The sequence below is a fragment of the Methylophaga sp. SB9B genome (genome assembly GCF_004832235.1).
In the GTDB taxonomy this organism is placed as follows: Bacteria; Pseudomonadota; Gammaproteobacteria; order Nitrosococcales; family Methylophagaceae; genus Methylophaga; species Methylophaga muralis.
Genome location: NZ_SSXS01000016.1, coordinates 32,683 through 44,716, shown reverse-complemented (window position 1 = coordinate 44,716; position 12,034 = coordinate 32,683). Strand labels below are relative to the sequence as shown.

General features: G+C 51.6%; 10 protein-coding genes, 1 tRNA gene and 2 pseudogenes. 2 read left to right on the top strand and 11 right to left on the bottom strand.

Annotated elements, in window-relative coordinates; translation table 11 throughout:
- Window positions 1–226, top strand: a pseudogene (locus E8Q33_RS14460) (hypothetical protein); the annotation flags it as partial.
- Window positions 227–1,204: 978 nt separating this feature from the next.
- Here the strand turns inward: E8Q33_RS14460 and E8Q33_RS14455 are convergent.
- The 10 genes and pseudogenes from E8Q33_RS14455 to E8Q33_RS14415 all read right to left on the bottom strand — a co-directional run bounded on the left by E8Q33_RS14455 (window position 1,205) and on the right by E8Q33_RS14415 (window position 10,814).
- Window positions 1,205–3,085, bottom strand: coding sequence for an ATP-binding protein (locus tag E8Q33_RS14455; RefSeq protein WP_136555622.1), 1,881 nt, complete (start codon window positions 3,083–3,085; stop codon window positions 1,205–1,207).
- On the bottom strand, window positions 3,082–3,576 hold the full coding sequence (locus E8Q33_RS14450) for an ABC-three component system middle component 2 (RefSeq protein ID WP_136555620.1): 495 nt from the start codon (window positions 3,574–3,576) through the stop codon (window positions 3,082–3,084). The genes E8Q33_RS14455 and E8Q33_RS14450 overlap by 4 nt, the downstream gene beginning before the upstream one ends.
- Window positions 3,573–3,779 (bottom strand): ABC-three component system protein, encoded by a 207-nt coding sequence (locus E8Q33_RS16830; RefSeq protein ID WP_371413300.1) that lies wholly within the window; start codon window positions 3,777–3,779, stop codon window positions 3,573–3,575. The genes E8Q33_RS14450 and E8Q33_RS16830 overlap by 4 nt, the downstream gene beginning before the upstream one ends.
- Window positions 3,780–3,865: 86 nt before the next feature.
- Window positions 3,866–4,012 (bottom strand): annotated as a pseudogene (locus tag E8Q33_RS16825) (hypothetical protein); the annotation flags it as partial.
- 644 nt (window positions 4,013–4,656) lie between these two features.
- Window positions 4,657–5,652, bottom strand: coding sequence for a restriction endonuclease (locus tag E8Q33_RS14440; protein ID WP_136555618.1), 996 nt, complete (start codon window positions 5,650–5,652; stop codon window positions 4,657–4,659).
- Between the two features lie 72 nt (window positions 5,653–5,724).
- Window positions 5,725–6,048 carry a HigA family addiction module antitoxin gene (locus E8Q33_RS14435; protein ID WP_136555616.1) on the bottom strand — a complete coding sequence of 108 codons (324 nt, stop codon included), beginning with the start codon at window positions 6,046–6,048 and terminating at the stop codon, window positions 5,725–5,727.
- 198 nt (window positions 6,049–6,246) lie between these two features.
- Window positions 6,247–6,753 carry a DNA repair protein RadC gene (gene radC, locus E8Q33_RS14430; RefSeq protein ID WP_136555613.1) on the bottom strand — a complete coding sequence of 169 codons (507 nt, stop codon included), beginning with the start codon at window positions 6,751–6,753 and terminating at the stop codon, window positions 6,247–6,249.
- A 316-nt stretch (window positions 6,754–7,069) separates the two neighbouring features.
- Complete coding sequence (locus E8Q33_RS14425) at window positions 7,070–8,236, bottom strand: YhcG family protein (protein WP_136555611.1); 1,167 nt, start codon at window positions 8,234–8,236, stop codon at window positions 7,070–7,072.
- Window positions 8,233–9,432 carry a site-specific integrase gene (locus E8Q33_RS14420; protein ID WP_136555609.1) on the bottom strand — a complete coding sequence of 400 codons (1,200 nt, stop codon included), beginning with the start codon at window positions 9,430–9,432 and terminating at the stop codon, window positions 8,233–8,235. Before E8Q33_RS14420 ends, E8Q33_RS14425 begins: the two co-directional genes overlap by 4 nt.
- Window positions 9,433–9,737: 305 nt before the next feature.
- Window positions 9,738–10,814, bottom strand: a complete 1,077-nt coding sequence (locus tag E8Q33_RS14415; protein ID WP_247870128.1) for an AAA family ATPase — start codon at window positions 10,812–10,814, stop codon at window positions 9,738–9,740.
- A 520-nt stretch (window positions 10,815–11,334) separates the two neighbouring features.
- Between E8Q33_RS14415 and E8Q33_RS14410 the strand changes: the two genes are divergently transcribed.
- Window positions 11,335–11,802 (top strand): LAGLIDADG family homing endonuclease, encoded by a 468-nt coding sequence (locus E8Q33_RS14410; protein WP_168800224.1) that lies wholly within the window; start codon window positions 11,335–11,337, stop codon window positions 11,800–11,802.
- Window positions 11,803–11,957: 155 nt separating this feature from the next.
- On the opposite strand, the gene E8Q33_RS14405 is transcribed toward E8Q33_RS14410, so the two are convergent.
- Window positions 11,958–12,033, bottom strand: a tRNA-Asn gene (locus E8Q33_RS14405).
- Between the last annotated feature and the right edge of the window lies 1 nt (window position 12,034).

Genomic DNA, 12,034 nt, shown 5'->3' with positions numbered 1-12,034 from the left:
TGACTATCCGAAGAGTGCGGGCCGAAACTTCAACGAAATCTTACGGGTGCTCGACTCGATCCAATTGACCGATGGCTATAAGGTTGCCACACCGGTGAACTGGCATGATGGTGACGATGTAATCATTTTACCTTCCTTGTCAGACGATGAGGCTAAAGGGCTTTTCCCGAGGGGGTGGAAGGCCCTCAAGCCTTACCTTCGTATGGTCAAGCAGCCGAATCGTTGAGGCGCGCGTGTATTCAGTGTTAAGGGACGCATCCACGCCTATTTTGTGGCCGATGAGCGTCTACTCAACTCGAGCATATAGTGACAAGCTTTGTTCGCAGATGTGTCTCTTGTGTTGAATTAACGTAATCAATCACTTCATTGAGCACGAGATTTCCCGGTTTTTCATCTTCAATCTGGCGTTCAAGCGCTTTGATTCTTTGTTCGGAGATTGGACTGGGACATAGGCATTAACCTCACTTGATACCATTTCTGGCGACCATTTTTTTGAAGCCAAACGAGGACGGTACTTTGTCCGGGGACCTCCCACATAATGAGATTATGTTTGTTAGTACGCCAGCTCGCTTTTTTACTGGTCTATGATTCCTAGGGCGGTCCAAAATGCATGTTGTGCCGTAGTCTGAGTGGAAGAATCACGGACCGGTTATTTTGCATGTTGAAAATTCTCTAAAATATAGTCCATAAAGCAAGATCAGATGACTGTTAATGTGAACGATGCGTGATTTTCTGAAGAGGGTCTGTAAGAAGTTTTATACATTACGTGCAAAGTTATGTGATGCGAATCACAAATTATCAATATTTAGTGCATTTAATGTATTAGCATTTTTTTATTAATGAGTTCATGTTAGCTTGCGGTTGAGAAATGCTAATGTTCTAGAACTGAGAGGAGGCTTAATATGTTTAAACTATCTAAAGCATCTCACTTCGTTAAAAATAGTACAGTGAAGGGAACAGCAAGACCGCCTACTCAACTCTAACGAAGGCACCAACAGGCAAGCGTAGCGCGCAGGCCCGTAGGGGCGGAGGTGTCAGGGATGCGAAAGGCTGGCTAAGCCAGTCCCGTCAGGGATAAGCGGACAGCGAATCTGGAGTAACCAGATCCGCGAAGCGGAGATGCACGGAATTGTACCGTGTACTATTCGATAAAGAACGCTGGATCGTCACCAAGCCATTGGTGCCTTCCCATTTCCATACTCGCTTATTGTGCAGGGTCCGCTGTAAAAGGGAACAAACCGTACCGACCATGATGCGGGTTCTTGCCGAACATAAGAGACTGCTCACGCTTCATGATTGCATCAGGCGGGTCGGTGTTTTCAACAACGATGACTTGTGTGTCACCAGGCAGCGCTTCAAGGTATGCGTAGAACTGATCTTGAAGGTCAGTACCGGTCAAATCATCTTCCGTTCCGTCTGGCTCCCGGTATGCCAGCAAAGGAGAGTCGAGCACGACGAATCCCGTGTGCGGTGTCTGGCGCGCACGGCAGAAAGCAAGTAACCCGAGGGTGAAGGCTGCATGCGTAATGGCGCGAAGGCCCTTACCAAAAGCACTACGCGACTTTCCAGCAATGACAAGATCCCGAGTCTTGGAATCGAAGTACACATCCCCAGCCTCTGGGAAGTGCCAACCAGTCAGTATGCCCTCGACAATCTTGGCAAAACTATGGGTCACAGTGGTTGAGAGGTCTGCGTTAGCAACCACCCCGGCCTTCTCGTCCTCAGTCCCCTTCTCAAGATCGGTGCGACGGCGCTCCATGTCTTGCACGGTGGCGTAGAGTGCCAGCGCTTCGCGCACCTCGGCCCGCTTGTCGGCAAAGTCGGAATAGGACTTACGAAAGGTCGAGAGCTTAGGTGCGATCAATTCTTCAACCGACTTAGAGATTGCCTCCAACTCTCGAACAACAGTAGGCATCCTGCGATCAAAGTTGGCACCTTCGCGCTCAAGGCTTTGGACGGTCGCTACAAGCTCAGTGCGCAAAACTTCTATCTTGGCTATCTCCATTCGTGCGGCCTGAACGACGGCATCAATGTCTCCATTACACCCAGTATCGGCGCGATGATGATCGGGGTCCGCGCCGCAGAGAGGGCAATGCCCGGCGCCCAGTACGCTAAACAGCGTCCCGCCTTCCTCAATGGCACGTAACCTTTCAATATCGGACACGTAGTGTCTGTCGAGCAGCCTGAATCGCTCAAGCATCGCACCGACCTCTGCACGTCGCTCTCGGCTTTCCTCCAGTTTCTTGCGCAGTTCTCGCCGCTTCCCAGCAGCCTCCTGAAACTCAGCTTCTGTGGTGTTTACCTGGGCCGCCTGTTGGCGAAGTGAGGTGTCGATCTTTTCTAGCTGCTCCTCCAGTTCTCTCGGACTCTTGGTCAACTCCTTGAGCCGGTCGCGATAGTCGTCAAGAAGCTGATCGAGAAGATGCAATTGCGCCTCACGCGACAACTCCTCCGGCTCGCTCTTATTACTGGCGGCGACCAATGCGGAGTCGTCTGCCCCGGTTAGAAGTAACTTGAACGTCGCCAGGTTCGGTGTATTGGCGGTGGGATTGCCATCAATGAGCGGAGAGCTTTGTTGTGTGATCTCTGTCTCATCGACGATCATCAAGCGCGCAATGTTACGAAAGCTCAGGCTGATGGTTTCGTTCCGGGAGTTTTTGCGAACACGCTTGCCACCAAGGCCGCATAGATCCAGTAAGAATGAGGAAAGGTTAGTGTCGTTCTTATCGCTGTGCTTTTCGTCAAGCTGCGAGTACGGGATGTCGGGCGTTGGCGGCGTCTGGTGCAAGTCTTCGTAGAGCCGAAAACCACCGCCATCTATGCTGCGCCAAAGTGTAAATGACTTCCCATCAAGGGTCTCAAGCCCCAGGAGAACAAGGTCGTAACCGACGCGCTCAGGGATATCGCGCAGGGGTGGTTTTCCACCGAGCATGAAGTCGATAGCTTCGACAATAAAAGATTTTCCAGTATTCGATGCGCCGTAAATGACATTGAGTCCGGCACCGAAGGTCACCGTTGCGGGTGGCTTCTGTGGCCCGAAGAAACCGAGGAAGCGCAAGCGTAAGCCGGGAGTTACTGCCGTCATGCCTCACCTCCCAGGCTCTGCTCAACGTTCTGGAATTCCTCGACCCATTTATCGAAGAAACGGCGCATCATGCCTTTGAACTGTTCATCCGTCAGATCACCAATGGTTTCGACAAGCCATACAGCGCGATCCTTCAGGGATAGCAAATAGTTGGAAGATACTGACGATAGGAACGTCGCAGCATTCTCACCTGCGCCGTACTTGATTCCTTCGGGCGTGACTTCGCGCTCCACGAGATCCCGAGTCATCATCAGAAGCAGCGATTGCTCGACCAATTTGCGACGCACAAGCAATTCAGCCGAGTGCATTGGCGTCGGTGGGTGCAAATTGTCTGGTCCGTCAATATCGCCTGTATGAACAAGAAGGTAGTCAAGGGCGACAAGCCGCTGGAGGTCATAGGTTTGCGGATAGGCAGCGCCTAGAATCGAGACCGCACGGATACCAGCCTCAAGTGGGCTATTGAAGGTAATTGGCTTATGTTCTTGGCTCATGATCGTGTCCACCGAAGGCGCTCCTCATTCACAAGTTGGTGGCAGATTCCGTCTCTATCCTTGGGGTTCGTACAAGTGATGAGGGCATTTGCCGTAATCTGCATATCGCGGGCTGCCTTGGTGACAGCGCAGACCTTTTCATAACCATCGGCATGATTCCCGTCGTGTGTGTCGATAACACCATCGTGAATGTCGTCCAGCAAAGACTCGAATGTGCCGGGCGCACGCTGTCGCGTGCGAAGACGCGCAGCGACTCAGCTTCATAGAACGCCTCGCGCTGGCGGCGGAAATGATCCTTGAGCTTCGGCACGGACAGGGCCGAAGGGTCCGTCACGATTGTTCCCGTGTGCTCACTATATGCACCAAACAACTGCGTCACATAGCGACTCTCGGTGGCAGCGAGTTCCTGGGGCGGCTTTTCGGATGCAGGCCGCATTGGCAATCCACCACCGAAGCGCGCTGTGTGAACCGGCGTGACACGGTGATCGTCAACAAGCTGGAGTGCAGTTTTGGCGTCGAAGATGGAGAAATCGAAGGCATCCACATAGGCTCGGAGCTTCGAGTCGAGTAGCACTTCTTGCGTGCTAGTGATCGCAGCTTTTACATGCTTATCCCAGTTCGCAAACAATTCCTCACGCAACTTCGTAGCATTCGAAAATAGGCGGCTAAGCGACGTGCCAGCGCCGCGCGGCGAAACAAAGTAATAGCGACAGGGAACCGTGTATTCACCTTTGTACGAGTACCAGATGACCTTGCCGAACTCAGCCCAAACATCGCTGGGTCTGATGGCATGGTCGTAGTGCTTGCACTGGAAGTTTTCCCACGCCCCCTGAAGGCGTTTGTCATCGACGAACCCGGCGACGTCGATCCCCATGTCGCCAGCACCAGAGAAACGCTGGACGTGCTTGTACTTCGTCGTGAGGCAGTAATAAGCCCACTCCTCGACGAAGCCCTCCCACTCGCTTGGCGAGTAGGTCAGAAGCCTTTGCTGTGGCGGCATAACAGGGCCATTCGCCACCTGAGCGGCCGTAACGGCGGTCGATGAGCTCGGCGGCTTATTGATGTCCTTCCAACTCACCGTCATAACGCACCTTGTCCTTGGCTATCGTGAGGGCAGAAGTACGGGTTTTTGTGTATCTGCGCTGCCTGAACTTTCTTTGTGAAAAACTCCGCGAGATCGTCTTGTTGCTCAAGCAGACGGACGATCTCCTGAAGCGTCGAGAGGACTAGAACTTTGTGTTGCAGAAATTCACGTACCGTATGAATGGCAGGTTCCGTGTAGTCACTGGCAGAAATGAAGATGCCTCGAACCTCGGTACGCGACATGAGGCGAACAAGATGCTCTGAAATCTCAGGCTTACCCACCGGATTGCGATACCACTTCATTTCAACGAAGTACAGAACACCACCGAGTTCAATGATCCCATCAATCTGTTCGACGATCCCTTCACCAGCCTCACCAACCAAGTGGAAGGATTTACGAATGAGAACGCCGTAGGCTTGAAAAAGATTGTTGAGAGCCGTCTCCAGCAATTTCCCGCGTTCCTGTGCCGTCGCAGTAGTGCCAAACAATGCATATAAACCCTGCTTGGCATTCTCGATCCTGACACTGCGCTCACGCTTTTCTGCTGCGATCCGCTGTGACTCAGCGAGGCGAGCTTGCCGTTCTTCTTCGCGGGCATTGTTCATACGCGTGAAAGCGTCTTTCTGGTTGACGACTTCGCGGATACTAGCGACAAGACCCTTAGCCTTGAGTTGGTCGGCGGGCCAGCATGAATCGAAGTTCGCAAAGTCCACCACGCGCCGCAGCACCTCGCGCCGTTCACGGAGAGCGGGTTCTCCCTTCGCATTGAGGCGTTCAAGCACCGTGCGAACCATCTGGTACTTGTTGACATCCTTTGGTGCAGCCCTCAAGTGAGCTGCAATATCAGAAGTTATGTTGTCAGGCACTCCTGCGCCCCGGAAGAACACCAGCACATCCTGCTTCGAGCGATTGAGTAGCGGCACGACATCCACCAGCAGATTGAACAGCTCCGGTGGATAGTGGAATGTGATATCTGAGGGTGCATCAGTCATGCGCTACTTCCCCTCCCAATACACTCATCAATGTAAGCAAAGGATTTGCTCCCTTCCGTCATAAAACTTTCCCTATTCAGGCTTCATATGCTTGTTGATATTATGGCCGTAAACAGTTGGGCCAGTAGGGAGCGATCTGATAGCCATTCCTGATTCAGCTTCGGCAAGCTCCAAATCGTACAGTGCTTGCAAGTTCATCCAGAACTGCGGGGAATCGCTGAACCAATGAGCAAGCCGAAGTGCTGAGTCGCTGGTAATCCCGCGTTTGCCGTTGATTATCTGAGTGATCCTATTGGCTGGGACGCCGAGTTGGCGCGCCAGCTCTGTCGGCGACACACCAACAGCTTCAAGCCGTTGGGCGAGAACTTCACCTGGATGATGGGCTGCTGCGGTCATATTGCGCCTCGAAATGGACAGGCTATGACCCGAGAGTAAGAGTTTTGACGACATACGTCAATCGTACATTGGTTGAGTTTAACCATATTCAATAAAAGTGGGCAGCACATATAGTAGGTACTCCAGAGCATAAGGAACACGCTGCCACGGAGAATTCGACATAGATCACAGCAAAAAGGGGGCCGAAGCCCCCTGTAATCACAACAGCCCCCGTTCAGCAAAAGACGCTGTATCCTCGCTACCGATGACAATGTGATCCAGTGTGCGCACGTCAACCATTGCCAGCGCCTCTTTAAGCCGCACGGTAATCGCCTTGTCAGCATGACTTGGCTCAGGCATGCCACTCGGATGATTATGTGCAAATATAACGGCTGCTGCGTTAAGCCGTAGCGCTTCTTTGACCACTTCGCGTGGATACACTGGAGATGCGTCAATCGTCCCCCTGAACATCTCGACGTATTCAATCAGCCGATGCTGGCTGTCCAGAAAAAGCACTGCAAAGACTTCATGCTCGAAGCCAACCAGCTTGTTCCAGAGATAGCTTTTAACAACCGCCGGGGCAGTAAAAGGTTCTCCGCGATGAATTTTTTGTTCAACAGCCTGACGAGCCGCTGCCAGGATTTGATCCGGTGTAGCTGGCAGGTAATGACCTTGTGCATCACGTACCAACAATGAAGATTCAGTAACAGGATATGAGTGCGACATGATTGTGCTCCGGTTTCTCAGGCGGAATTGCCTGGAACCGTGGCAACACGGCGCAGCGCAAGCAGTCAGGGGTCACCGACGGCTACGACGCAAGCGTGCACCGCACGCGCAGCCCTTGACGGCGAGAACGCCGTGGTACATTCAGAGAAACAGCAAGACTGCCTACCCAAACCCCAACGAAGGCACCAACAGGCAAGCGCAGCGCGCAGGCCCTCAAGGGCCGGAGAAGTCAGGGATCAAAGCCGGATGGCCGTGACTTGCAGAGTCGCGGGGCCTAGCCCGCGAGCCGACGGCGGTACGCCGGGACACGTAGTTATCATTGATGATGCTTGGGATGAATCGCACCGCGCGATTCCAGCAATTGCCGCGTATTCTCAAGTTCCTTTTGCAGCAATTCGGCATCCGGCAGCACTGTCCGATAGTTTGCCGCCATGACCTTGTTGGGTAGGCCCTCCAGTGCATACCTCGCCAGGGCATGGCCTTTGTCGGCGCAGAGGATTAGGCCCACAGGCGGGTTCTCATCGGAAAACGTCCAGTGCTCCTTGGCATAATTGCAGTACAGGTGCATCTGGCCCACATCGGCATGCGTCAGGCTGCCGAGCTTCAAGTCGATGATGACCAGACAGCGCAATCGGCGATGGAAAAACAGCAGGTCCACCCGGTACCAGGTCTGGTCGATACGCAACCGGCGCTGCCGCCCGACGAAGGTGAACCCCTCACCGAGTTCGAGCAGAAAATCTTCCAGCCGCTGTATCAAAGCGCCTTCAAGGTCAGACTCCGAATACTCGTCCTTGAGATCCAGAAACTCCAGCACATACGGGTCCTTGATCGCGTCGTCGGCCGTGACTGTATCCTCTGGCCTCGACGCCGCTCCCTTGGTCAGCATCGCGGCCTTGTCCTTGGACAGCGCTGTGCGCTCGTAGAACTGGCTGCCAATCTGCCGGTCGAGCTGGCGGACGCTCCATCCGCCGCGCAGGGCTTCGGCTTCATAGAACTGGCGGGCATGGTCGTCCTTGACCGACAGCAGCCGGACGTAGGCCGACCACGGCAGCGTGAAGACCAGCGCAAGTTCGGCGAGGTCCAATTTCCGAGACAGTACCTCGGATTTCCCGGCAGGCAGCTCGTTTCCAGATTTCCGAGACACTGTCTCGGAAATTGCAGCCAGGGGATATGCGAGGAAGAAGCGCCGCATGTTCTCCAGATTATCCGCACTGAAACCACGCCCGAACCGCGCGGTCAAGTCGGCGGACAAGCGAGCGATCAACTGTTCGCCATAACCCGCACGCCGCTTGCCCCGTTGCTCGGCCTCCACGATACGGCGGCCAATTTCCCAATAGCTCGCCGTCATCAGCGCATTGACGCTGCGCGCTGCCGCATGTCGCGCGGCATCGAGCAGTTCCACAATACCGCTGTGGATACCGACATAACCGGCCGGCAAGGCGGCGGGGCCTTTTCCCGCCGCCGAAAGCCTTTTCTTACTCATGCTGTAGCCTCCTCGGCACGCTGCGCACCCGTGATCGTCTTACGCCGGTTCGTCACCAGTTCTGCGGTCTGGCGTATCGGATCGTCCTCGGTGTGGACATAGCGCATAAACATCGCTACGGTCTTGTGCGCGGTCAGGGCCATGCCAACTTTCACCGGGATACCTGAGTTAGCAATGTCGGTGGCCGAGCAGTGGCGGATGCCGTGCGTCCCCACATGCGTCGCACCCGCCGCCTTGAGGGTGCGGCTCCAGCCGCTGTAATACTCACCCGCAGTCAGGTGTTGCCTCGGATGGCGTGGCGACGGCAGCACGTAGGGATTGCCTTCCCGCCTCGGTGCCGTCGAAAGCAGCCGGTAGGCTTCTTCGCTCATGGGCTTGGACATGCCGCCGGTCTTGCTGTCAGGCCAGACGACGCGACGGTTTTCCAGATCGACCCATTCCCATTCGAGCGTGACGATTTCGGAGCGGCGGGCAGCGAACTCGAATTGCAAGCGGATCGCCAGAGGGATGACATAGTTCTCTAGCCCTTCGACCTCGATCTTGTCGAGCTGCCGGAACAGCTTGCCCATGTCCTCGTCGCTGATGAGGTGGGTGGACTTGCCAGCAGGGAACATCGGGACATGGCGGCACGGATTGGTGCCGTCAGGCCGATAACCCCACACTTCGGCCAGGTTGAACATCTTGCGCAGGATGCTGAACGCCTTGTTCGCCTCGGTCTGCTTGTACGAAAGCTTTTCCATCAGTCCGGCAACGTCAGGCCGTTTCACGTCGTGAACCTTCTTACGGCCCAGCAGAGGGATGATGCAGCGGTTGATGACGCCTTGATAGCCGACTCGGGTGCTGGGCTTGTTGCGTTTCTTGGAGTAGTCCTCCATGAACTTCTTGCACAACTCCTCAACAGTAGGCGCCTTACGAGCCTCGGTCTTGGCTGCACCCGGATCGCCGCCCCGGCGTACCTGGGCCAGCCACTCCTGCGCCAGCGAACGGGCCTGCTCGACGGTCAGTTCGCCGTACTGGCCAAGCGCAGGTTTGCGGCGCTCTCCAGCATTTGTACGATACTGAAGCATGAACACCTTGCGACCGGCCGGTGTGATCTTGCACAGAAAGCCGGGAACAAGCGTGTCGCGCAACTCAATGGGCTGCGCCTGGGGTTGTGCCGCATCGACGGCAGATTTGGTGAGTTTTATCTTAGCCATAGCTGACTCCTTCTTTAAAAGACCCGTTTCCAGGAGCCTGTTAGGAGCCAAGCGGTCGGAAGCCGGGTCAAGTTTCGGAAAGCACCGGCATATGATGAATTAGCCTAAGTTATTGATAAACCTGCTGTAGCGGGCTTAGGCGTAGTCCAGCGAAGTTCGGTGCTGGAGTCATGGTGAAATAAAAAATTCCTTTCGGGATTTGCGCCTCACGCAGGCACGCGGATTGATGTCAACAACAGTCGAACAGGCAGCTTTCAAATGAGCCATTAGCTGTTCATGAATTTTGGTGTTGAACTAAAGAAACGTCAGATATTGGCCATAAAACCGATGCCGCGTGATTTTGTTCTATTAGAAGCAATCGTTACGTCCTTCGGGATCACAACTATTGGTCGCTTATTTGCTGGAGAACGCTGAACAGCATTTGCCAAAGCATTTTCTAATTGGATGCGTACCAATCGAGGTGAAAGAGTAGAAAGTTTATCGATAACTTTTTTATCCAGTTTCGTAGCGAAATGCTTGCCCCAAGCATTCATATTTAAAAGTTCGTCATAAATTGAACAAATAATCGCTCTCGCTTGAGCTGTCGTTGGAGGATGAATGGCAATTTCAATCATTCGAGAGCGAATAGGCTCAGGGATTTGTTCTGGATAATTAGCAGAAGCGATCCAAATAACGAAGCTCACATCAAAAGGAATTTCCAAATATTCATCAACAAAGTGTTTTGCAGTGTGCCGTTCAAGTAGCCCATACATTGGCCCGAGAGGATTGTGGCGTGAATCGGTGGTTACTTTATCAATTTCGTCGAGCATAAAAATTGGGTTGGCATAGGTACTTTTGCGAATACTCTTGCTAACAAAACCCGGCTTGCTATCCATCCAACTGCTATATCCTCCAGCCACAACGAAACTAGATGAAACTGATGCAAAATCCAACGAGAAGAAGTCAGTTCCAAGCACAGCGGCCAGTTCAGAGATAAATCTTGTTTTACCTACACCTGGTGGGCCTGTAAGAAGAAGTGGAGGGATGTAGAGCGTCTTGGGGTCTTCTAGGCCGCTTAAACATAGCGTGCTTTTCACCCTAGCAATGACTTCATTGAAATTTCCAAATTTTTCTGCCAAATTTTCAAGTTTGCTGATGATGTCCGAGTTGAACATAGCAAGAGGCTTGTGATCAGATTCTTTTAACAAGTCACGCAATATCATTATTCTATTGCGGTTTGTCTCAGCATCGATTGCTTTAGTTACTGAGGTCTTGTCAAAAATATTAATAACTTGATCTGCTTCATTTGCTTCAGCTTCAGCTTCAGTTTCATTTGAATTCTTACACTCATTTTTAATAAGAGCAGAATTTGGAATAAATTCATTGAAATTTGAATCCATCATGTTTTATCTCCTCAAATGTCTCATTAGCATCATCATAAATACACAAAGTGTATAATTATGGGCAAAAATAACCAGAAGCTGCGTAGCTTTTTGGTTAGTTGTTCATGCGAATATAGTTACACAATGTGTAGTTTTGTGTCAAGGGCGCAATGTTATGAATCGATTAGCGATTCTTGTTTATGGCACAATATGATGATTATGCAGTCAACCACTTAATAACATATGCCCATAACGTCTAAACAACTTAGAAAATTACGCGACAACTTAGGCTTAAGCCGAGAAGAAGCCGCTAAATATATATTCGTTACTCCGCGTACCTGGATGAGCTGGGAATTAGATGAAGCAACAGATAATCATCGTAATATGCCAGAGGGTTTGTTAGAGCTGTTTTGTATTAAAAATAAAATTAAATACACTGTACTTGACAATGGTGTACACATTGTGTAGATTATGCATTGCCCGCTTGACGCGTTTTTTTAAACCTATCTAATACACAATGTGTATATTATTGGAGAGTTACATGGCTGAATATGACGATTTGGTATCTCGTTCCCACATGACTGCGTGGGTCGCAGGATTTATTGATGGGGAAGGTTGTATACATATCTACAAGCAAAAATATAAGTCTCGCTCAACTGGCGAGCATGGCGGCATTACACATTCACTTAGAATTAGTATAGGGCAGAACAACCTAGAAGTTTTAGAGCGGATAATTGATGTTTTGGATATTCATGCAAAGATATTTAAAAACAAAAGAAACATGGGTACAAATAGGCAATGTTACACGCTCCATATTAACGGTAAATATGCGCTTCGAACTATAGAACTAATTAAGCCATACCTTGTTCGTAAGCTTCCTGAAGCGTTAGCGGCGGAAAGATTCTGGGAAGAGGGCCGTAAAGATTTGAAAACCGGCAGAAAGCCTGTGCCAAAAGCGATTATGGATATCCGTGAGTGGTGGTATAACAAGATGCGTAGAATGAAATAAACACATCTTCAACTTGCGCGTTTTGAGTAAAAGATAGGGGAGGTGAGATACTTGGAGTTCACTATAGTTACTCCAGTATCACGCAGTGAAGTTACATATGAGTTACATTGAACAAAAAAGCCTCAGGAGACGAATCTTCTGAGCTTTATAATCATTGGCTCCCCGAGCTGGACTCGAACCAGCGACCCAATGATTAACAGTCATTTGCTCTACCAACTGAGCTATCGGGGAA